We start from the raw sequence: 23,245 nt of genomic DNA, 5'->3' as shown, positions 1-23,245 counted from the left end.
TGTATTAGTAGGTTGAAATACTTTATTTATTTTATTGCAGTAGATCCTCATTTTCTTCCACGGCTTTGATTAACCTGTTCACTGTTTTTTCCAGTGAGTCGGTGCTTCTGCCACCGGAAGCATTAAAATGCCCTCCCCCGTCGAAATATTTGCGGGCAAAGGTGTTTACGTCGAAATCGCCTTTTGAACGGAACGACAACTTTACTTCCGAGTTACGGTCAATCACCAGCGCTGCCATTTTAATGCCCTGTATGGATAACAGGAAATTTACCAGTCCTTCTGTATCGCCGGTTTGCAGATCAAACCTTTTGAGATCGGAATAAGGAATAGCCAGCATAGCGGTGTTGTATTCATAGAACACTTCCATGCGGTTCAGCAAACTATGTCCCAGGAAGCGCAAACGGTTTTCCAGGAAATTATCATAGATCGCCTGATGAATAACCTCATGACGCAGTCCTCTGTCCATCAGATCGGCTACCATGCGGTGCACAGCAGCAGAAGTAGATGCAAAACGGAAAGAACCGGTGTCTGTTACTGTACCTGCATAAATGCATTGTGCAATATCGAGGTTAATATACTGCTCATCTCCCAATTTATATATAGTTTCATAAACTAATTGGGCGGTGGAGCTGGCTTTTGTATCACTTACCCCATAATCAAAACTGGGATGAGGCTCCAGGTGATGATCTATCAGTATTTTAATGCAATCCAGCTTTTCCAGGTGTGGCGCCAGATTTTTGGTGCGATATAATGCGTTGAAATCCAGACAGAACAAGAGTTCTATCCCTTCCAAGGCCTGTATAGCACGGTCCGTAGAGGATTCATAGTCAATGACAGCATCCGCACCAGGCATCCATTTTAAAAAGTCAGGAAAGTTGGTGGGTGATATGACAGTCACATCGTGTCCTTTCTGTATTAAGTAATGGTACAATGCTAAGGAAGATCCCATTGCATCCGCATCCGGCTTCTGATGCATCGTAATAACCACTTTCTTCGGGCTCTCCAGCAAAGGCTTAATTTCCTCGATCGACTTCATTAAAAAACTGTAATGTTAAGAGTTGATATCCAGTCACAACCAAGTGGTTGAACAGAAAACGAAGTGCGAAGATCTTTATTTGAGCCAGAATTTCAAAATTTTTTACCGCTAAAGAAAATGTAATTACTTTTGCGGCCTAATCTGTAATTCGGAATTAAACATTATATGAGCAACAGAACATTTACTATGATCAAGCCTGATGCGGTAGCAAACGGGCATATTGGTGGCATTCTTGACATGATCAATGCTGCAGGCTTTCGTATCGTAGCCATGAAAATGACCCAGTTATCAACTGCTAAAGCAGGTGAATTTTATGCAGTACATGCTGAAAGACCTTTTTACGGTGAACTGGTTGAATTTATGAGCAGCGGTCATATCGTAGCGGCTATCCTGGAAAAAGACAATGCTGTAGAAGATTTTCGTAAACTGATCGGCGCTACCAACCCTGCTAACGCAGAAGAAGGTACTATCCGTAAAAAATACGCTGAGTCTATTGGCCGTAACGCGGTTCATGGTTCTGACTCTGATGAGAATGCTGCAATAGAAGGTAACTTCTTCTTCAGCGGTCTGGAAAAATTCTAGTACTGCATTACAGGTTCTTAAAGAAACTAAAGAAGCCGTCAATGTATTTTGACGGCTTCTTTGTGTTATACCCGAAGTATACGGGGAGTATCTATGGAGTATCTATGGAGTATCTATGGAGTATCTATGGAGTATCTATGGAGTATCTATGCGCTATCCTTGCGCTATTGTTCGATTGTCCCTGAAGTATTAAATAAAGTACCACAAACTTGAATTGTCTTATTTCAATTATCTCATTATCAATTATTTATACCTATTTTCTTAAAGCAACCTGGTAAACAACGACTATCATCTGCCAAAAAGTCTGAATCATATATATATCAATGAAAATATGATAACTGAAAAGGCCGGAAAAGGTAACTTTTTCATTCAAAATCGTCCTAAATTACACACTTCTTAATCATCTCATTATCAAATAATTAATATAGATAGATAAATACCTTACTTTAAACAAACTCTACCTATCTAATTCAATTACTATATCATCCTGTTGTACCATCGTTCCCTCGGTTAAAAGCACTGATTTCACTTTTCCATTTCGGGTAGCCGTTACCGTAGTTTCCATCTTCATCGCTTCAATGATAAACAAGGGCGTGTTTACCAAAACAGCATCGCCGGACTTGATAAGCAGCCTGGATAACTTGCCTTGCAGCGGTGCCCCTATTTCTATTGACGGGTCATTTACTTTCCTGTTGATAGGTGCCACACTGGTCACCGAGCGATCACGGATCTGCACCCTCCGGCCATATCCATTCAGTTCAAACACCACTGTGCGCATACCGTTATCATCTGCCGGCAAAATGTACTGCAGCTTTACAATAATGGTTTTACCCTTGCCTAACGTAATCAGGATCTCTTCTCCCAACCGGAGCCCGTAAAAAAAGGCGGGCGTTGGAATTGCTTCCACATTGCCATACACCATCGCATGATGATAGTATTCCTCAAACACTTTAGGAAACATCTGGTAACTCAGGTAGTCCAGGAATTCCGACTGCGGGTATTTTAACTGGAAAGCCGCAAAGTCGCTGTCGAAGTCCACAGGAGGCAGCTGTGCATTAGGGCTCCCATTTAAGGGCAGTTCCCCTTTCAGTACGATTTGCTGCAGCTTCGTCGGGAAGCCGCCATATGGCACCCCAAGATCCCCCTTAAAGAAGCCCTTCACAGAAGCAGGAAAAGCCAAATGGCGGGTTTCATCCAGCACATCAGCAGCGGTGAGGTTATTACTGGTCATAAATAAAGCCATATCGCCCACCACTTTAGAGCTGGGGGTTACCTTCACAATATCACCGAACAACTCATTTACAACGGTATAATTGCGTTTAATCAGCTCCAGCTTATCACCCAATCCCAGCGATTCTGCCTGTTGCCGCAAATTGGAGTACTGTCCGCCCGGAATTTCATTTTCATACACCTGGGCGGTGCCGGCCTTCATATCAGATTCAAAAGGATAATAATAGTCGCGTACATCTTCCCAGTAATTACTATACTGATTGAGGGAAGATAAATTCATTTCCCGGCTACGCGGATGCCCGTCCAAAATAGCCACCATAGAGTTGAGGTTGGGCTGTGAAGTAAGTCCGCTTAATGAAGCAATCGCACAGTCCACCACATTTACCCCGGCCTCTATGGCCTTCATATAAGTGGCTGCCTGCACCCCGGCAGTATCGTGGGTATGCAGCACGATAGGCAGCTGCACCGCCTCCCGGAGGCTACCAATCAGCACTTCCGCTGCCTGTGGTTTTAACAGACCCGCCATATCTTTTACCGCCAGCATATGTGCCCCGGCATCTTCCAGCCGCTTTGCCAGATCAATATAATATTGCAGGGTGTACTTGTTGCCTGCCGGACGCAGTACATCCCCGGTGTAGCTGATGGCTGCCTGTGCGAGCGCGCTGGTATGCTCCCGCACAAAGCGGATACTGGGCGCCATCGCGTCCACCCAATTGAGGGAGTCAAATATGCGAAACACGTCAATACCATTCTCCCAGGCTTGTTCTATGAACTTTGCCAGCAGGTTTTCCGGATACGCCGAGTAGCCAACACCGTTAGACCCGCGGAAAAGCATTTGCAGTAATACATTAGGCATGGCCTCGCGCATTTGCTGCAACCTGCGCCAGGGACATTCGTGCAGGAAACGCATGGCTACATCAAAAGTAGCGCCGCCCCATACTTCCATAGAAAACAGCTGCGGATTGCTCCTGGCGTAACCGCCCGCCACTGCCAGTATATCTTTGCTGCGCACACGGGTAGCCAGCAGGCTCTGGTGCGCATCGCGGTAAGTAGTATCTGTAAAATATACCGGTGTTTCCTTACGTAACCATTGTGCAAACTTATCCCGCCCCATTTCTTCCAGCAGATTTTTAGTACCGGGCGGGAAAGGTCCCAATTCACTGTATACCGGGATTACCGGCGTACGGAACACGCGGCCGGCATCTTTCTCTTTCACATCTGCATGTCCGTTTACTGTTACATCGGCCAGGTACATCAGTGTCTTGGTGGCACGGTCATGGATCTGTTCCAACTGGAACAATTCAGGATGCTTGTCTATGAATCCTACGGTGCAGTTGCCTTTGCGGAATACGTCGTGTGTAATTACATTTTCCAGGAAGCCGATATTGGTCTTTACCCCACGGATACGGAACTCCCGCAACGTGCGGTGTAAACGGCTGGAAGCGCCGGACAAGGTACGGCCCCAGGCGGTTACCTTTACCAGCATAGAATCAAAGAAGGGCGATATCTTCACCCCGCTGTAAGTGCTGCCTTCATCCAGCCGGATACCGAAGCCCCCTGCGTTGCGGTAGGCGATCACGGTGCCATAGTCCGGTGTAAAATGATTCTCCGGATCTTCGGTGGTAATACGACATTGGATCGCAAAGCCGTTCAGGTGTACATCTTCCTGACCTTTTAAAAATATTTCAGGATCACCCAGGCTATGACCCGCAGCAATCAGGATCTGCGAACGCACAATATCAATCCCGGTCACCTCTTCTGTAACGGTATGCTCTACCTGTATACGTGGATTTACTTCTATAAAATAAACATTGTGCTGCTGATCCACCAGGAACTCTACTGTGCCTACGTTGTTGAAATTCACTTTGCGGGCCAGCCGCAATGCATATTCGTATAGCTGTTCCCGTGTGCGTTCCGGTAAATTAGGTGACGGCGCTATTTCCACCACCTTTTGAAAGCGGCGCTGTACCGAGCAATCGCGTTCATAGAGGTGCACAATGTTGCCATAGGTATCCCCCATGATCTGCACCTCAATATGTTTCGGTTCTACTATAAATTTTTCTATGAACATGGTATCATCACCAAAAGACTTGGCGGCTTCGCTGCGGGCTTCGAGGAACGAACGTTCCAGGTCTTCCTCCCGGTGCACCATCCGCATACCTCTGCCGCCACCACCGGAAGCTGCTTTGAGCATAACGGGAAACCCTATACGTTTGGATTCTGATATGACCGTAGCTACGTCTGTGAGGGGAACGCGACTGTCTTCTATCAACGGTACTCCGGCTTCCCGCGCGATGGCTTTGGCAGCCACCTTATCGCCCAGTTGCGCCATCACTTCCGGAGAAGGACCTATAAAGATGATGCCTTCTTCCCCACACCGCCGGGCAAACTGTACATTTTCACTTAAAAACCCATAACCCGGATGGATAGCATCTACCTCCTGCACTTTAGCCATATGAATGATGCCTTCTATGTCCAGGTATGGTTTCAGCGGATCATCGTCTGCCCCTATCTGGTAGGCCTCATCTGCCTTATAACGATGGAGTGAGTATCTGTCTTCATAAGTAAATATAGCTATGGTGCGGATACGCAATTCAGCTGCAGCCCTTAAAACACGCACCGCTATTTCCCCGCGATTGGCCACTAGCAGCTTTGAGATCTTTCTAAGTGATGGGTCCGGCATGATTCGAGGTTGTTTTACTAAAAATAGGGTAAAACTTTTAACTTGCCATTTATGTGGGAATCATTCCGAAAACTATTCAAAGGATATTTAAGATTGGAGCGATCTATGTCTGACCACTCTGTGGAAGCATATGTACGCGACGTAGAAAAATTAGAGCAGTATCTCATGGCCCATGGTAAAGAAAAGCTGCGGCCACAAGACGTTACGCTGGAAGATTTACAAGGCTGTGTGCAATGGATTGCGAAACTGGGCATGACGGCTACTTCTCAGGCCAGAACGATTTCCGGTCTCAAAGCATTTTACAAATTCCTCCTGTTGGAAGATATGGCAAAGGAAGATCCGACGCAATTACTGGAGGCACCTAAAGTATTACGTAAGTTGCCGGATGTATTAACTTTCGAGGAGATAGAAAAGATCATTGCGCAGATACCCCTTGACACTGCCGAAGGGCACCGGAACAAGGCTATCCTGGAAACTATGTACAGTTGTGGCCTCCGGGTAAGTGAGGTGATCAATTTACAGATCACCCAGTTGCATATGGATGTAGGGTTTATCCGGGTAATAGGCAAGGGTAATAAAGAAAGGATGGTACCGATTGGTAAAGATGCTATGAAGCAGATTGATCTTTACCGCAGGAATGTCCGCATAGAATTACCTGTTAAATATGGAGAAGAGGATACCTTATTCCTGAATCGCCGCGGCGGTATGCTGAGCCGGGTCATGATATTCCTGGTGGTGAAAGAACTTGCTAAAATGGCAGGGATCAATAAGAATGTGTCGCCGCATACTTTCCGTCATTCTTTTGCCACCCATCTTGTAGAGGGCGGCGCCGATCTGCGTGCCGTGCAGGAGATGCTCGGACATGAAAGTATTACTACTACAGAGATCTATACCCATCTCGACAGAGAATATTTACGTGATACGCTGATGCGGTTTCACCCGAGGTTTTAAAATAAAGACAGCTACCCGGGGAAAGGTAGCTGTTCTTTTTGCTTCAATCGGGTCCCAAACAAAAGGGGATTTAATGCCATAATAACTGCGGGGTCGCAAATAAGGGATGGGTATACAAACAATATGATAATCTCTTACAATAAGCTAAAGTGGGTTAGCAAACGGTATCTGTCGCGTTTATTTTTTCGTGTACCCGTTAGGGTGATCACACCATTGAGCCATGAACCGATATGGTCTGATGCTCTTTTTACAACGGATGGCCTGTACATGATATCCAGGCAGCTACAGGGTGCAACATCCTGCCGGTCCTGATCTTTTGCCCTTTGCTCATCTTCCGACCACAAAAGTTGTTCATTCCTGTAAATCTTGAAATAAATATCGGGTCCCAGGTTTTTACGTCCGGGTATAATGGGCTGCATAAAACCGCTATACAGATTTTTACGAGAAAAATGCAACATGTACCTGCCGGTTTCATTAGTATAAGCCTGCCCTATCAGCTGACCTGATAAAGCATTATACGCTTCTACTTTCAGGCGTGGTGTACCGGCAGCTCTCTGCTGATGTTTTACAAGACCGGTAATCACCCAGGCGCCGGCATTTTGGTAAATGGTACGCCATACTTCAGCCGGAATAACATAAGCATATGCTCCTACATAGCCATTGCTATTGCGTTTCCAGTGAGGCACTAATTTACTGAGATGAAAATTACGTGACTGGTGGCTACCATTTTTGCCAGGCATTTGATCCAGGCAAAGGTCCATTTCCAATGCTTCTGTAAACAAATGAATTTCGTCCCAGGTAAGACTAAAATTACCATTCTCATCCAGGGTCGTTTCTGCCAGTAGTCTGTCTGCCTTCATGAGCACTTCTTTGGCAGATAATTGCTTCATGTCATGAAAGATGCCCTTTACTCCTGCCTCATTATCCGACGGATACCGGGTAGCTGGCAGGTAAATGCGTATCCTTGCATTCACCAAAGGTTCAATACAATCATTACAAATTAGTGCAGAGATGTTGCCGATTAATAGGTAACTCATAATTTTATTTTTTTAAATAAAAAAAAAAGGGGGTTAACGAGCTTAACCTGATGAGCTGTTTATCGGTACAGCCAAACCTCTGCGGACTACTAGCGAAAAAAAACAAACAAGGTAGAAAGGCCAATTACTTTTTTGTGGACAGTGACAATAGATTACTAAGCCGGTTGATGATACAAAGGTTGGGAAGTTTAAGGAGAGAGTCAAGCGTTTTAGAACTGAAAAAAAGGATTCCGTAGAAATACGCATTTCATAATGAGAAGTACGGTATTATGATGAGATGTTTGGGAATATGGGGAGGATGACAGGTGAGAAGTTGCTTATTGTAAAAATAAAATGGCGCAAGGGTAAATCAGGTAGCCAAAAAAACTTTGAACTATTTAACCATAGTTTACTTATCTTCAAACTACCAATTGCTATAATATTCGATCTACACTTATAGCACAATCCTACCATACTAATATTATATTAACCCTTCCAACTAATTCTTGACATTGTGCTATCACAGGGCTATCCTGGACCTAACCTTGTGGTAAGGATATTTGATAATATAGTACCAGTTATATCAAGATATGCTCCTGCTGCAAATAAAAATAGCGCAAGAGTAATCAAGCGCTGTAGATGCTAATTATGCCTAAAACATCAACTCTTTGATTTCAGACCATTGAGGGAACTTATTAACACTTCCTGCACTTCTTTTGCAATTTCACGAATCATCTCCTTTTCGGCATTGCTGAATACCCGGACGAGCCTACCTTTCGCGTCCAGCTTATCTTTATCCTGCATCTTCCTATAAAAAGTAGGTACACTAAAATTGCATTCTTCACAAACGCGCTCCCTAAAATAAATAGCTACATTCGAAAATGTGGCGTGCAGCTCATTAAGCACATTAATTTTGTTATTGTCTACATGCATATTCATTGGCTTTTATTGTTACAGTTTCAATACGCTGTTCTATATCCAGCGAGAGCAATGTCAGGAAAAAGGTTTTAAAATGGCTTGCCGCTATTTCAACCTGGCTTGCTTCTAACAGGCAATGTTCTTCATCAACAATTATTTCTACATATTCATTCATTACCTCCGTCAATTCTTTAACATCAGTGGCTGATGCAAATTCAATCAAATCATCCAGTGGTTCAGCTAATTCCTCCACCAGCGCTTTATTCAAATTTTTCACATGCGCTCTGATCAAAGTATCCCGTATTGTAAAAGCCGCATTTCCATTCATTATAAAGAACTCGCTGAATAACATAAACTGGCCTCGTTTATCTGAAGACCATTTGCCAGCCTCTTTACTGGATATAACATTGTGTAGCTGTAGCCAACAAACTTCAATAAATCCCCGCTGTGAAACGTATGAAGTAATGTTGTTCAAGACGGTAAGCAGATCAATCATAGCATGTTATTTTTTTTGTGTTTATAATATTGTTTCAGGGTATCACAGGTTTTATCGGGCCAAACAATGCCCTATCGGTCGCTTTAACCGATTATCAATGCCTTATATTAAAATGGGAGCTTTATACATGGGCCTATGAGGCAGGCCCATTCCTCAGGATGAGGATAAGCGATAGCCTTAATATGCTAAGGGTCGCTGAATAATTAATTGCACGATTCATTCTCACTTTGTAAAGATAAAGATTTCTTTTAAAAAACTGTGTTATAAACCAGATTTTTTATTGCCTTTTTTCTGATCCTTTGTGATTAATCAGCAAAATGACTACAGAAAGATATTCAGACGAACTTATCAAATTAGGAAAACGCCTGCAGCAACTTAGGAAAGAACGGAAATTAACACAGATGGACATGGAGGTTCGATCAGGGATAAACAATGGAGATATAAGCCGGATTGAAAATGGACAAAAGAATATTGAATTCCACTCTATAGTTAAACTGGCAGCGGCACTTGAAGTAGAACTATACCAGTTATTTCCTAAATGTGATTAAGCGAAACGCTTAAAGCAGGATAAACTTCAAGAGCGCCCCCCTGATATCAAAGGAATAACCACATAACAAATAGTTTGTTTCATTTTCAAAAGCACACGCAAGGATTTGCGTATTTATACGCATTTTGCTGTTACCCCTACGTAAACATTCGTCTATTTTATCGAGTTAAAACCACTTCAAATATAGCATCATATTGCATTACGACCCTATACCCTACAAGACTGCTATGCTATTGCAGGCAAATCACAGCATTGGATAAGTGATAAATTATAATAATTTTACCGCCAAACTAAAACTACACACTATGAGCGATTCTACTAAGAGGCCTATTCCTTCGGATGCAGGCGCTTTCATTTCACTGGAGGAAATGAACACTCTAACGAGAAATCATGATGATGACCATGCTATTGCAAGTGCTAACCAAAAATCTCTTACCGGACATCATATAAAAGCAATGTGTTTTGGTAAAGATAAAGTGCTCGAATTACTTGATCATCCGGATGCCACTGCTTTAAGGATCTACTATGGTTTAAAGGTAGATACTGACGGAAGTGGTGTAAAAGAGAAGAAAATGGTACTGGTAGCTGTAGATAGTGATGGAAATGATATATTGCCCACACCTGAAGTTCCTGCAACTGCAACCGGCGCTGTAGCAAAAAGTATGTCCACAGCAAAAATACTGGATGCTGGTCTTCCATGTCCTGACTATTGCGGCGGTACAAAACCACCAAAACCAGCCCAACCATAACATTAAAATATTAACGTGAATCCAACAATATTCCATTGTATTTTCTATGCTATGCTGGGGGTCGAATGTTTAATTCTGATCCCCTTTGTAGTCAATTTCAAATTGCTCAATCCCCCAGCAAAATGGATTTTCTACTACATAATCAGCAGCATTATTTTTGCAGCAGGGTCATGGCTTCTGTCAGAACTATTTGGTAATAATATGTGGTTTTTTAGCGTCATGTATTTTGTGCAGTTCGTTATACTCTCAGTATTTTATTGGCTAACCATAAAAAATGAAATTGTTCGGACACTCATTAAAATAATGCCGTTCATAATACTACTTATATTCCTGCTGGATTTTTTTAAGCTAGAAGGAATTAAAGCATTTAATTCAATTTCCGGAGGAATAAGGAATATCGTGATTATGGTATATGCTATCATCTTCTTTCTTCAACTGTTAAAAGATAAAGATCTTATTGAAAAAGCAATCTATATAGATTCACTACCCGTTTTTTGGTATAATGCAGGCATATTTATTTTTTTCTGTACCTCATTATTATTTAATATCAGTTACAATATTATCCAGGAATCAGGTATATCAAACATGGGAATGACGTTGACTATATTAGTCATAAATTATATTGTTGGCATTATATCAATGATTCTTTTTTACATTGGGCTCTCAAAAACCAAAAAATTGAGATATGCGAATAGTTGATATTATTGTAATCGGATCTACAGTAATGTTAACCCTGGGGATAATTGTGATATTGCTGGTAATGCTTCAACAAAAACAGGTAATTCAACACAAGCTTGTTATTCGGGATAAAGACTTACAAATCCAACGCGAACGCCTCGTGGCGGTACTCCAGGGTCAGGAACAGGAACGCAAACGTATTGCGGAAGACCTTCATGATGAAGTGGGTGCACAATTATCTGTACTGAAACTTAACCTCGGTGGCTTACAGCCATTACTCAAAACCGGCAACGGCGAAACAGAAAGGCTCAAGGAAACCAAAGATTTCACAGATGTTATTATCCAGCAACTGCGGTTCATCTCCCAAAGTTTGCACCCGCAGGCACTGGAAAACCTGGGTCTGGCACATGCACTGGACTCCTTCTGCAGCCTGATGAATAAGAACAAACAGGTAAAGATCTCTTTTAAAACCGCCAGTAACGGACAAACGGTAGAAAAAGAAAAAGCCCTTAACGTGTACCGCGTGGTGCAGGAAGTACTCAATAATATCCTGAAACATGCCCAGGCATCGGAGGTATGGATTACCTATCAAACCACTCCTTCCCTGCTTACTATCAACGTAGAAGATGACGGAAACGGCGCACTGTTGCCATCTTTAACCGATTCCCGTAAAAAATCGGGCAGCCTCGGACTCAAAAATATTGAGAGCCGCCTGAATATTATCGGTGGAAATATTAACTTCACTAGCAGAACACCAAAAGGTACCATTGCAACGATTAGTGTAGATAATTATCAGTCGCCCGCCCAGAATAGTTGATACTTATGTTGTTTTATTACTAAATTGCCATCCGGTTGTGATGAACCCGCTTGTAACGGCATGACTCATAGTAATTTATTTACAATAAAATAATAGCAAATCTTCTATAAACTGTCCACCTATGGCGCACATTAAAGTGGCCATTGCAGATGATCATAAAATCTTCCGCAGTGGAGTAATAAATACACTGATTCCTTACGAAAATATCAGCTTCATTTTTGAAGCCGATGACGGCCTGCATCTGCTACAGATCATGGAACATCAACAGCCTGATGTTATTCTCATGGATCTCAAAATGCCCAATATGGACGGCATTGAGGCTACTGTTAAGGTAAAAGAAAAGTATCCGGATGTGAAAATCATCATACTTACTATGTATGAAGATGACAACTTCATTGTACACCTGGTGGAAAACGGAGCTAATGCCTATCTGCTTAAAAATGCCGATCCGGAAGAAATTTATGAGGCCATCTGTACTACCTACGAAAAGGGATTTTATTTCAATGAGAATGTAAACCTGGCATTACTCAAAAAAGTACTACACAAAAACAAACAACAGTTCAAGCCTACTTTAAAGAACGAAATACAACTCAACGACCGTGAAAAGGAAGTGCTGAAGCTGATCTGCAACGAATATACCACACAGGAAATTTCTGAACAGATCTTCCTGAGCCCCCGTACGGTAGAGGGGATACGCCAGAAACTGCTGGAAAAGCTCAATGTTAAAAACAGTGTTGGACTCGTGTTGTATGCATTCCGTAATGGTCTGATTGAGTAACTTTGCACCTGTATTACTGTATCAAATCCTGGTAATCCCGGGACCACCAATAAACATAAGCTTATATGAAAACTTTAAGAACCTTTGCTGCAACAGCAGGCGCAATGCTGCTGATGTATGCCGGCGCCGCGATGGCACAAGGCATTAAGATGCCCGCTCCGAGCCCAACACAAACAATTAAACAGGATTTTGCTTTATCTAATGTGGAACTGAACTATTCCCGTCCACTGAAGAATGGCAGGGTAATTATGGGTGACCTGGTTCCCTATAACAAAGTATGGAGAACCGGTGCCAACAATGCTACTACCATTACTTTCGGCGAAGATGTAAAATTTGGCGGCGTAGCGGTGAAAGCAGGTAAATACGGCTTGCTCACTATCCCCGGTGCTAAACAATGGACAGTTATACTGACCAGCAGCCTGGATGTAACCAGCCCTGCAGCTTACAAACAGGAAAATGATATTGCCCGTGTACAGGTTTCCCCGGAAGCAATGCCTTTTTCCCAGGAAAACTTTACCATCGAATTTGAAAAGGTACAGGCTTCTTCTATGATACTGGCTTTAAGCTGGGACAAAACCAAAGTACCGGTAGAGATTACTGCTGATATCGATAATAAAATTGTATCGCAGATAGATGAAGCGATGAAATCCGCTGACAAAAAACCTTACTTCCAGGCAGCAGTATACTATTTTGAAACTGGCAAAGATCTGAAGAAGGCTACAGAATGGATTGATGAAGCAGCCAACCAGAGCCCTGATGCATTTTGGGTTTGGTATCAGAAAGCTCGTATCCATGCTAAAGCAAAAGACGTGAAAGTTGCTAAGGAAGCGGCTTTGAAGTCTATTGAACTGGCTAAAACAGCTAAGAATGATGACTACGTAGCTTTGAATAATAAGTTACTGGCTACATTGAAATAACGGCAAGAATAAGACATTTAAAAAATGATGGAGCTTTCTGTTATTTTTTGAGCAGCTGCCCCGGAATGGCCTAAAGCCTTCCGGGGTTTTAATTTGCCAAAAGCTGCCACACTGAAAATAATCATGATTACAGCGAACAGCTGCAGCCCCAGGAAAACAGCAATACCCAGATGCAATAGTATAATGGCTATAAGTCCGTATTTACGGCTAGCAGTCCCCCACATATAGAAGGGATACCCGATTTCCAATAACAACGTACTCCAGCAAATGATTTTTGCCACCCAGGGGTAATATGCCATCCAGGACATATCGAACTGCTTAAACTGATCCTGCATTAAAGTACGCCAGATAGCCTCTCCGTTCCACCATTGAATACCTACCGCTTTTTCAATGCCCGAAAAAAAATATATTATGCACAGGTGTAGTTGCAATACCCGTACTGATAATGTATTCCATTCATTATCTGCCTGCTTGTTCCCTTTTCTTGCATCGAAAGACCACGCATTGCCCACCGGCATAAAAATACAATAGAACAATATGATGTGTGCAAAGCTCTCCACTCCATAAGCGCTCATAAAGCCTGTATTCACCAGCATATAATGCAATGCCCACACCAGTACAGCCATTACACGGGTAAAAATGCCCAGCAAAAAAACCACCAGCACAAACAGGTAAACGCCGATAAAGATCCAAAGCACGTCATCAGGAGAAATATGCAGATAATCAGCGTAACCAGCCACCCATTCTATATTCGGTGTATAATTTCCCATAATAGCCTGGCTCACCGGCCAGGGAATGAGTGCCTGATGCCCGTATAACAGCGGGAGGCTTTTATAAAGCCATAACAACTGTGTAATAAGCAGCAAGGCAACACTGATCCTTAAAAAGGCCAGTGGGTAAGGAGAAGAAGGCTTGAAGAAAAAATTAAAGATCCTTGCCCGGATAGGTTTTTTCATAGCTTTGTTTTACCTGATCTTTTTTGGCGAAATCTTCATAAAAATACATCCGCCACCGGCATGTTTGTCCGCGTCGAAAATCATACATAGAAGGAATATATTTTCCTAACACCAGCACCCGTATCAGTACTGCATCCCGGTGCTGGTCAAACATATAGGCGGCAGTACATTTCAGGAACAGGTCTTTTGCTTCCCTGATACCAAAAAAAGTATAAATAGTCTGAATACGCAGGTTATGCTCGTGGTTATTATTCTCCAGTCGTAGTACACGCTGATGACCAGCAGCATCTGCCAATGTATAGATCACCTCAGTTTCTTCTGCAAGACCAGGAGCAAAGAAGCTATAAATATTCCCTGCGCCGGAATAATAACCGTAAATATTGACGCTGTGAACCAGTCTGCTTTTCCTGCCCCATTCTTTCATATGTGCAGCATTCAGGACTGCGAGCAGCAGGTGAAAAAAGACAATTCCCAGCCAGAGTTGATGCCGGAGGGTCATAAGAAAAGGATTATAGTAAGGCATGGTGCTTCCTTTCGCAGTACTCACCATGCCTTGTATATACTTAAAATTGGGCTATGTTTATTTGTATACCAGCACCCCTACTCCGCTGCCTACTGACTGAATATTCAAATTACCAAACACATTCTTGTCGTAATTGAGCGCATTCAAACGAATTTTATCCAGGATAATAGGGTCTAAACAGCCAATATATTTCGGGAACATTTTGATATAATCAGACAGATCGCCATTACCTGCTTTCACTCCTTTTATATCACCGGTACCATAAAATAAACGGGTGAAATAAGGCTGCTGCACGTTACCCGGAAGTGCCAGACGAAAACTGTTCAGGGGAATTCCGTTGAGGATTTTATTATCTATGTCGTCAGTTTTAATACTACTTAATTTACTGAAATAGTCTTTGCTTTCCAGGATCATCTGTCCTTGTCCGGCGTCAATAGCTATTACATTATTAAAATAAGGCAGTCCCTGTTGTTTAGCCAGTTGTAACACCTTGTCTGAGACGGTGGGATCATTGATAATATCCATGCAACTGGGGCCGGGTATGATGATAGGCCAGATCCAATGAGGAACCCACCATCCATAGTTCAGGCTGGTGAGAGCTGGAAGGTAGAAATTTTTGATGGGCGCACGGGTAAGATCTGTTAGTGTACCGTACAATGGTTTGGTAATAGCCGGATTTGCAGGCATATTAGGAAATTCCAGCCGGTAAGTACCAACAGGCAGATCTTTCAGAATTAAGTCTAATTGATCAGATGTGGCCGCCGCTGTAACACTACTACTTATTGCTTGTGAGGTTAGTGTTTCATCAGCGCTTTTTTTGACCTGCTCTTTCTGGCAGGCAGTGAGTACCAGAAGGTATAGTAGGAAAGAGGATAATAGGTACCTGTTCATGTGATGATTAGATTTTGAGGGTTATTTAAAGGGGCTGGGTTAGGGCATCCTGCTTTAAAATTACTTCAAATGACTGCACATCCTATCGCATGAATAAGTCGTGTTTTATTATTTATTTATGAAACCCGCAAGCACGATGCGTATTGCCCCAAAAAAGTGAAGAGAAGGTATTTCCTAATTGATAACATTATTCAAAATACTAAAGCTAAAAAAGCCTTTAACTCATAAAATGCAAAAGTCGCAAGTGATTACCTGCGACTTTTGCATTTTATGAGTTATTTGTAATAGCTAATACTTGTATTTTTACTATTTAAGGTCTTGCCAATGTCTTTTCTAGTTATCCTCGTGATAATGTAGTTAGGTTATTTCTCTTTTTGATTTTAAAATATAAAATCAAAAAAATTCTATTTCTTTAAGTAAACCATCCGCAATGAAGATATTGACACAATAATAAACATAATCCCAGAACCAATCATTCCCCAAACATCTTCACTTTCTTTTCCATCATCGTCCAATATGTACCAATCACTTTTGGGATTATAATACAATTTTATTTGATCGCCAACTTTAAACTGCCCACAGCGGTCACGAGTCAGGTTTACTATATGATTATGCCCCCTATGCTTAAATACCAAAGAGCTCTTCCTATTCAGCCTATTACAATCAATATCAGATATTGTAACAGTAATCAGATTCTTATCTTTCAACGTCTCAATACGCACATTATACTTCCAATAACTTAATGTAAAAAGAAAGACAGACGCAGCAACAAGTATTAGCGCTAAAAATAAATTCTTCGACATTCTATTTATCTTATTATTAGAGGTTTAATAACTTTTGTATTATCGCTGGGAGGAGGAGCATTTACTGGATTCAAAGGAGCCGAACCTCTTCCTGATTTACTATTCTCTGCAGCTTTCCTTGTTTCATTAACAACTGTCCTGCCTCCAGCTGCTTTCGCTGACTCTCCAGTTAAATTATAAGTTGCATTTGCTTCGACCTGCCTATTTAATGTGCTCTTAGCTTCCTGAACTGCGTTAATTTTCCGTTGAGGAATTTTCCCTGTGGAAGAATTCAATGAATTTTCCGCCTGCCTTAAAGATTTCTCTGCAGGAGCAGTATTCATAAGATTTCTTGTTTTGCCCTCAGGTATTGGTAAAGCATCAATTACAAGTTCAGTAGGATTCACTGACCCATTTTGAGCCTGTTGCCTCCAAACGCTTTACACTACCATTAACCGCGACAGTTTTAACTGTAAGAGATACTCCAGCTTCTTCTACTGCTGAAAGCCCGCTCGTTATCGCACCCGCAGCCGTTGCTGCTAATGATTGAGTTACGCTGAAGTCACGCGAAATTGTACCGAGTGATACAGGCTCTCCTCTTGCAACTGAACCTACTACAGACGCCGAAACCTGAACTGCAGCATCAACAAAGAAACCAACAACTCCGCCAACTAAGCAATTCGGACATTTACCATCCGGGTCATTATACTTTACAGGATTATTCTTAGCAAAATGATAAGGACTAAGGGTTTCCCGCTCTCCACTTTCAATAAGTGGATCTATTTGTATAAACCGCCCTAACTGTTGATCATAAGTTCTTGCATTGAAGTCAAACCATTCCAGGCCACTACCATCACTAAACTCTTTATTCTGTAATTCATTCCCGTTGTACTTCATCCGGTTCTCCGGATAGTTACTCCCCTTCAATGCATTAGAAGAAATCCCCGCCATCGTCAATCCAAACGAATAGTAATACGTTCTCTTTCAGCACTGGATCTCCAACTACATTTCACTGCTTTACTAATTTGTAATCCGAATATTTCCCATTTAATCCCAGAGGAACTATATATTGATCACAATGCTTCCAATGTTCATTCTCAAATACTCTTTGTTGCTCAACACTTATGTCGAAAAAATTGGTCCGTACACCATTTATGTTGTAAACTGGAGAATGTAATCCTTTTGTATCCACGATGTAAAAAGAGGAAAATTTTCCTGTTGCAGTAGTTTTATCGAACTGATCTTTGAATACAAGGCTGTCTCCCTCGTTTGTGAGAAGGTATATATTATAATAAATCAAATCGTTCTTCATATCCCGAATACGAAATGTAACCTTCCTGTTTTTTTTATACGATTCAGAAACTTTGAGTTTGGTTTTTTGAGGGCTGCTATCCAATACTAAAATACTATCATGCCGTAATTGCCAATTACCATTTATTTCGCTCTTTGTAAACTCTGTCTTTTGATAATACTTGAATGTTCCGTCGTTTAATAAATCAATACTTTCATAATAGTGGGACGACTTATATTGGTATATGCTGCTTGAAGCATTTTGTGAATATATGGGTGCCGATAGTAAAAGTAGCCCATAAAGTATTTTGATCTTTTTCATAAAATCTATTTTTGTCCCTTTTGATAATCTTTTTGCCAACCCTTATATACCTCTTTAACCGTGACCCCTGCTTTACCTGCTTCCATAGTTTGTTGGCGTAATATCTTTCCTTCCTTTGAATTAATATCAATAGGTCCTAAAATGGTTGGCTATTACTTATAATAAAACTAAAAAAGCATACACCCGATAAACGGAAAAACCGCAAGCTCCCGCCTGCGGCCCTCTGTCATTTATTTTATTCTTGACGATTTATTGTTTCATTCTTTTTTCCGTTTTAAAATCACTGCACCAAGTTTCAGTTTATTTTGGCCCAACACAATTATTTTCTTTTGCCTTTCAGTCATGTAGCCTCTTTCAAGACGAGCAGATAAATCCTCATCCCCACAATTTAATAAAATTGTGTCCGCTGATAGGTACTGCCATTTACCTTGGCACATGGAATTAACATCAAAATATTTTTGAGTAAGAGCAAATGAATTATCCTTATTCAAAATTAAGTTGTATTGATAATCCTTACCTGACTTATAGTATTGTCCCGCTATATTTTGAGATACAGCAACACTTCTACAGGAAGTAAAAATTACAACTACTATAAATAGAATGTTATTTTTCATCGTTTATAATAAATTGATGGTATGTCTTTTAAAGTAAATGTTGTTGGTAGTGTGTATAACGTAGTCGCCTGATTAGGGTATGCTTTAATTAAAGCATCTCTATTACTGTTGATATTAACAGGAGTTATTCCTGTATTTGCTGCGCCTCCCAGAGCATAGGGTTTTGTTCCATCAGTTTTTGTTATCCCTTGGACCCAAGAAGTTGTTATAGTTGCAAATGTGTTTGCTGTTGATGTAGATTTCAAACCAGAAACGGATGACGGATCATAAGCATATTGAGCTTTATAAGCTGCTGCCTCATCTTGCACATCTTGCCCTAAAGATTGCCCTGATCTACTGTTAAATGCCATATCTCCTGTTTCAAACTGTCCAGCATGAGTTGTTTCATGTACAAAATTTGAAGTTGTGCCAAAAGTAATCACAACATTTCCTGTTTTAGGATCATAAGTAGTACCGCCTTCTTCTCCCGATGTAGTTGCAAGGCTATAGACCTGCGTACTTTGTTCTAGGCTCCCTAAATTACTAAGGCTGCTATTCAGACCCGATACTCTCTCATTTAAATCGCCGGTCTTATTTGAAAGCTTCTCTGCACTCCATCCTTTCTTTTCTGCTTTGGCGGTTAAATTATCAATCTTCTTTTGTAATTTATTCATCTGATCTGTAACGGCTTTCTTTTGCTTATTCCATTCGGTTTGGCTTGCAGGATCAACAGTTCTCCCATCTGGGTCAATAAAAACAATCGGGTTGTTTAAACAGTATGAGTATGGTGACCAACTTTCATACTTCCCTGCCATTGGGTCTAACGTATGCCATCTCCCTATCTGCGCATCATACATCCTTGCCCCATAATCATACCACTCCAGTCCTGATCCATCTCCGAACTCCTTACTCTGCAACTCCTTTCCATTATACTTCAATCTATTCCCAGCATATGAAGTTCCTTTAAGCGCATTCGAACTTATCCCCGCCATCGTCAACCCAAATGGATAATAATGTGTCTCTTCCAACAGTGGCCCTGACGTTACTCCCAATATAACATTATCAAAGAACACATCCTGCTGACTTTCATTACTGGTATATACATACAGGAAGCCACTCTTCTTAATAGCCATCTTCTCTGTACCTAATGATTGCAATTGATCCGGTTCTCCTTTCACTTGCCGTACCCCGCTATTTTCTTCCACTAATTTAAACTGATCATCGAACAACGCAAAATTTAAGTACGCTTTCGGTTTATCTGATTTATTTTGTTCCGGGTCTTTTTCTTTTAACCGCTTATAATCATTACTATAGAAATTATTGGTAAATGGAGTAGACTGATTCGCGCTCCCTTCACCATGTGCACCTGTGTTATTATCAGCGCCATTAAATGCCCGCACCAAATCAGCCACCATATCCTCTATATGGGGAGGATTATTGGAGTTTTTAGGACCATCAGATTTATAGAATGCTTTACCATCTATTTTAATAGTATCACCGGCCATTACCCGTAATACCAGGGAAGGGCCAATCTTTTGACCGCCTGCTTTGGCATTCAGTTTGGCAACAAACTCATTTTTTTGTGTGGTGTTATCCTGGGGATAACCTACAGGTTTAGCCGTGCGGGTATTGTCAATATTGCTGAACAAAGCAGTTTCTGTTGTCGCGGGTGCTGTTTCCATCGTAGCAGCATACATACTAAAATCACTTTGTTCTGTAAGCACCATACGGATGTCACCCAGGTGGTCTTTTACAAAATAGTCGTACACATAGCTGATAGGTAGCCCTGTTTTCAATACCGGTCGTACCCGTCCTTCTTCATGGGCTAAAAACTGCATGGTGTCATTCTGATATACCATACCGCCGATATAATCAGTAACTGTTGTTTTAGCCGGAGTAACCGTATTATCTGTTACTGTTTTGCGTAGCTTGTTACCAGCTGCATCATACAGGTACTGGATATTACCTTTACCTGTAATCGTTATCCCTGTGGGAAGGTTCAGATGATTATAGCTTATTCCTGATGCCGGTATATTTTTATTTGCGTCTTGTGTAAGGTTACCATTGGCATCATACGCATAATCATTGGTGCCGGTACCATTTACTTCTTTAAAATCCCCCAGGGTAGAGCTGGGATCATTTGCAGCATCGATTACACCCTGCAGTTTGTTGCTGTTAGCCAGATAAACATAACTGAGTTTGTCAATAGGAACACTAGTGGTACCTTTTAACCCCTGTTGGGTCATGCCAAGAATGTTACCATTGGCATCATATGCAGTACTGTAATTAAGTCCGTCTCCCAGCTGCATGCTGAAATTCACGCCAGCTGTATTATTCCAGCCACTGTTGTTTTGAGTAAAATCTCCCTTCAGCAAGCGGTTGGCGGCATCATAACTATATCCATAGGAACGCCACTGATTATCACTTTTACTACGCCAGGTAATGCCTGCTATATTACCGTTGTACTGCGATTGCGTATAGCCGTAATCGTAGTGCAGCTCGGTTCCGAAATAATGTCCGGCGCTCCCGATTTGTGCATAGCTTTTGTTGATCCCTTTGAGCCACCCACGAATGTTGTAATCATAGTTCAGGCTCTCCAGGTTGGCTCCGAGTGTTTTGGTCATCAGTTGTCCCAGCTCATTGTAACTGTTCTGCACAATCACTTTGGCAGCATCATCGTTCACCTGCTTGCTGATGCTCGTTAATCTTCCCACAGCATCATAGCTCATATTGGTCAGCAGCCGCATATCCGGCGTAGCCTTGCTATGCGGGTTGCTATGACGATGGTAGGTACTGAGCTGTTTTCCATTAAAATCATACAGAGATGTCAATACGTCCACACCGCTGTTTATATTCTCCGATAGTACCTGTATAACGCGCCCCTTGTCATTATAATAAGTAGAAGTAGTTAACCAGCTATTAGTCCCCACTACTCTTGCTTTCGTACCTGTTACCAATCCTTTGATCATAGCACTTACCGCAGTTACAGGCTCTGCATAAGGATTACTGCCTGCCTGGGGTTTATTGAAATCCCCGGTTTGAGGAGCCAACACACCGATATAACTGTAATCATCATAAAAAGTATAGGTAAGCGGGGTTAATGTTGATGGATCCAATCCCGGCAATGGATTGGTAGCTGGGAGGGTAGTAATTCCAGCAATAATAGTCGAATCATTCAATACTTCTGTTGTTGCCCCGGTACCAGTATCAAAACCCATTTCAAGGGTAACACTTTTGGTAGCAATATACTGCGGGCGACTATCATAATTATTCACCGATAGATCAGCCACCCCTGGAAAAGTATAAGGAATGTTTTGTGTATTGGAAGTGGCAGTATTCATACGGGTTTGCAGCGCATCCCTGGTATCGGTGGCAATGCCAGTGTACAGGGCTGTCATGGTGGGCCGGTTAAGCCCATCGTAGAACATGACCATCCACTGGTTTTTGCCCTGTAAATTACCATCACGTGTAAATACCAACCGGTCCCTTACATCATATACCATTTCTGTAGGAGCAGTAGTGCCCGGAATCTTTTTTACGATCATCCTGTTACGGCCATCATACTGATATTGATAACATAGCTCATCTGCTACTTGCTGGGAAATAACCCAACTGGTCAAAAGGGCCTGCACTGCTTTGGGGGAAATCACAAAACGCAGGTTGCTCAGGTCATCATATACATAATAAGTACATAACCAGCCGATGTATCCATCTGCTGCCCCGGGAGTGATTTCTACGCGCTTTAATATGACTTTCCCTTCTTTATCTTTAAATTCCGCTACGCGGTTGCCCACTTCATCTTTTACTACATTCTTAAACAGTTGCCCTGAAGCATAAACACCATTTTGTGTGGGAATAGTAGCTCCTGCCGCCATATTCCAGATCACAACAGCATCCGCAGTGGTATTCACCTGGTAACTATTTTCTACTCCGCGTCCGCTGCCCTCCCAGCTATTGCCAGGGGCCAGTGTTTTCAACACCCGGTTTAAGGGAGAGGCTTCAAACTGTGTTTCACCATAATACACCTGTTCTCCGGGATATTGCGTGCCTGAAAAAGTTTGCTGTTCACTAAAAGGATTGAGCTTAAACTTGCCATCACTGGTGGGTGAAACATAGGGAAGATATTTTAATCCTTCTCTTCCAAACTGATCGTATATAACAGGGGCCACCAGGTCCCTGTTATTTATACCGCTGATACCTCTGCTCACTGTTTGTAACGGCCGGCCCAAACCATCTATGTATTGGGTAGTTTGTTTTACTGCTTTAACATCCGTACTGGAAACAACGGCGGCCGAATCGCTGGTAGGCATGGAAGGCTCCCAGGTCCTTACATAATTAATGGTGGAGTTGGTGTAAGCAGCTGGAGCCGGGTTGGCCGTACCTGCCGGCACACCGGTACCTGTAGGTACATTCTGAGCAGACAGCGTTGTGGCAAATACGATAATGAATAATACCCCTGCTGCTTTTTTTATATTGGAATTAATATTAAA

At 42.0% G+C, this 23,245-nt stretch carries 20 protein-coding genes and 1 pseudogene; 7 read left to right on the top strand and 14 right to left on the bottom strand.

All coding sequences use genetic code 11. The features are described from left to right. Positions 1–31 precede the first annotated feature (31 nt). Complete coding sequence (locus tag CLV51_RS25525) at positions 32–1,036, bottom strand: DHH family phosphoesterase (protein WP_106530947.1); 1,005 nt, start codon at positions 1,034–1,036, stop codon at positions 32–34. Positions 1,037–1,201: 165 nt separating this feature from the next. On the opposite strand from CLV51_RS25525, the gene CLV51_RS25520 reads away from it, so the two are divergent. Further along, positions 1,202–1,618 (top strand): nucleoside-diphosphate kinase, encoded by a 417-nt coding sequence (locus CLV51_RS25520; RefSeq protein ID WP_106530946.1) that lies wholly within the window; start codon positions 1,202–1,204, stop codon positions 1,616–1,618. 457 nt (positions 1,619–2,075) lie between these two features. Here CLV51_RS25520 and CLV51_RS25515 read toward each other — a convergent pair whose 3' ends face one another. Then, complete coding sequence (locus tag CLV51_RS25515; protein WP_106530945.1) at positions 2,076–5,531, bottom strand: pyruvate carboxylase; 3,456 nt, start codon at positions 5,529–5,531, stop codon at positions 2,076–2,078. A 51-nt stretch (positions 5,532–5,582) separates the two neighbouring features. Between CLV51_RS25515 and xerD the strand changes: the two genes are divergently transcribed. Beyond that, the gene (gene xerD, locus CLV51_RS25510; protein WP_106530944.1) at positions 5,583–6,482 is read left to right on the top strand and encodes a site-specific tyrosine recombinase XerD; all 900 of its coding nucleotides are present in this window, start codon (positions 5,583–5,585) and stop codon (positions 6,480–6,482) included. A 134-nt stretch (positions 6,483–6,616) separates the two neighbouring features. Here xerD and CLV51_RS25505 read toward each other — a convergent pair whose 3' ends face one another. From CLV51_RS25505 to CLV51_RS25495, 3 genes are all read right to left on the bottom strand, one after another. After that, positions 6,617–7,519, bottom strand: a complete 903-nt coding sequence (locus CLV51_RS25505; protein WP_106530943.1) for a hypothetical protein — start codon at positions 7,517–7,519, stop codon at positions 6,617–6,619. Positions 7,520–8,158: 639 nt separating this feature from the next. Beyond that, on the bottom strand, positions 8,159–8,431 hold the full coding sequence (locus tag CLV51_RS25500; protein ID WP_106530942.1) for a hypothetical protein: 273 nt from the start codon (positions 8,429–8,431) through the stop codon (positions 8,159–8,161). Further along, positions 8,415–8,912 (bottom strand): hypothetical protein, encoded by a 498-nt coding sequence (locus CLV51_RS25495; RefSeq protein ID WP_106530941.1) that lies wholly within the window; start codon positions 8,910–8,912, stop codon positions 8,415–8,417. Before CLV51_RS25495 ends, CLV51_RS25500 begins: the two co-directional genes overlap by 17 nt. A 317-nt stretch (positions 8,913–9,229) precedes the next feature. Here CLV51_RS25495 and CLV51_RS25490 point away from each other — a divergent pair, with 317 nt between their 5' ends. The 5 genes from CLV51_RS25490 (at position 9,230) to CLV51_RS25465 (ending at position 13,398) form a co-directional block, all read left to right on the top strand. Beyond that, entirely contained in the window at positions 9,230–9,460 is a 231-nt protein-coding gene (locus CLV51_RS25490; protein WP_106530940.1) for a helix-turn-helix domain-containing protein, read from the top strand. A 304-nt stretch (positions 9,461–9,764) separates the two neighbouring features. After that, positions 9,765–10,208 (top strand): hypothetical protein, encoded by a 444-nt coding sequence (locus tag CLV51_RS25485; protein WP_106530939.1) that lies wholly within the window; start codon positions 9,765–9,767, stop codon positions 10,206–10,208. A gap of 685 nt (positions 10,209–10,893) precedes the next feature. Beyond that, positions 10,894–11,703, top strand: coding sequence for a sensor histidine kinase (locus tag CLV51_RS25475; RefSeq protein WP_106530937.1), 810 nt, complete (start codon positions 10,894–10,896; stop codon positions 11,701–11,703). Between the two features lie 121 nt (positions 11,704–11,824). Further along, a complete protein-coding gene (locus CLV51_RS25470) occupies positions 11,825–12,481 on the top strand; it encodes a response regulator transcription factor (protein ID WP_106530936.1) in 657 nt (218 codons plus the stop codon). 65 nt (positions 12,482–12,546) lie between these two features. Next, positions 12,547–13,398, top strand: coding sequence for a DUF2911 domain-containing protein (locus CLV51_RS25465; RefSeq protein WP_106530935.1), 852 nt, complete (start codon positions 12,547–12,549; stop codon positions 13,396–13,398). 17 nt (positions 13,399–13,415) lie between these two features. Here CLV51_RS25465 and CLV51_RS25460 read toward each other — a convergent pair whose 3' ends face one another. The 9 genes and pseudogenes from CLV51_RS25460 to CLV51_RS25420 form a co-directional block, all read right to left on the bottom strand. Further along, positions 13,416–14,354 (bottom strand): HTTM domain-containing protein, encoded by a 939-nt coding sequence (locus CLV51_RS25460; protein ID WP_106530934.1) that lies wholly within the window; start codon positions 14,352–14,354, stop codon positions 13,416–13,418. Continuing rightward, positions 14,323–14,904, bottom strand: a complete 582-nt coding sequence (locus tag CLV51_RS25455; RefSeq protein ID WP_106530933.1) for a hypothetical protein — start codon at positions 14,902–14,904, stop codon at positions 14,323–14,325. Before CLV51_RS25455 ends, CLV51_RS25460 begins: the two co-directional genes overlap by 32 nt. Positions 14,905–14,934: 30 nt before the next feature. Next, complete coding sequence (locus tag CLV51_RS25450) at positions 14,935–15,768, bottom strand: hypothetical protein (RefSeq protein WP_106530932.1); 834 nt, start codon at positions 15,766–15,768, stop codon at positions 14,935–14,937. Between the two features lie 404 nt (positions 15,769–16,172). Continuing rightward, positions 16,173–16,571, bottom strand: coding sequence for a hypothetical protein (locus CLV51_RS25445; RefSeq protein ID WP_106530931.1), 399 nt, complete (start codon positions 16,569–16,571; stop codon positions 16,173–16,175). 5 nt (positions 16,572–16,576) lie between these two features. Beyond that, positions 16,577–16,957 (bottom strand): hypothetical protein, encoded by a 381-nt coding sequence (locus CLV51_RS25440; RefSeq protein WP_106530930.1) that lies wholly within the window; start codon positions 16,955–16,957, stop codon positions 16,577–16,579. Further along, positions 16,944–17,510, bottom strand: a pseudogene (locus CLV51_RS25435) (RHS repeat-associated core domain-containing protein); the annotation flags it as partial. The gene CLV51_RS25440 and the pseudogene CLV51_RS25435, both read right to left, overlap by 14 nt. Positions 17,511–17,559: 49 nt before the next feature. Further along, complete coding sequence (locus tag CLV51_RS25430; RefSeq protein ID WP_106530928.1) at positions 17,560–18,162, bottom strand: hypothetical protein; 603 nt, start codon at positions 18,160–18,162, stop codon at positions 17,560–17,562. A gap of 257 nt (positions 18,163–18,419) precedes the next feature. After that, positions 18,420–18,776, bottom strand: a complete 357-nt coding sequence (locus tag CLV51_RS25425; RefSeq protein ID WP_106530927.1) for a hypothetical protein — start codon at positions 18,774–18,776, stop codon at positions 18,420–18,422. Next, positions 18,773–23,245, bottom strand: a 4,473-nt coding sequence (locus CLV51_RS25420) for a DUF6443 domain-containing protein (RefSeq protein WP_211302121.1), incomplete at its 5' end; no start/stop codon positions are given. The genes CLV51_RS25425 and CLV51_RS25420, both read right to left, overlap by 4 nt.

Source organism: Chitinophaga niastensis, from assembly GCF_003014755.1.
Taxonomy (GTDB): domain Bacteria; phylum Bacteroidota; class Bacteroidia; order Chitinophagales; family Chitinophagaceae; genus Chitinophaga; species Chitinophaga niastensis.
The sequence above is the reverse complement of the archived record's forward strand: the minus strand, read 5'-3'. Positions and strand labels throughout refer to the sequence as shown.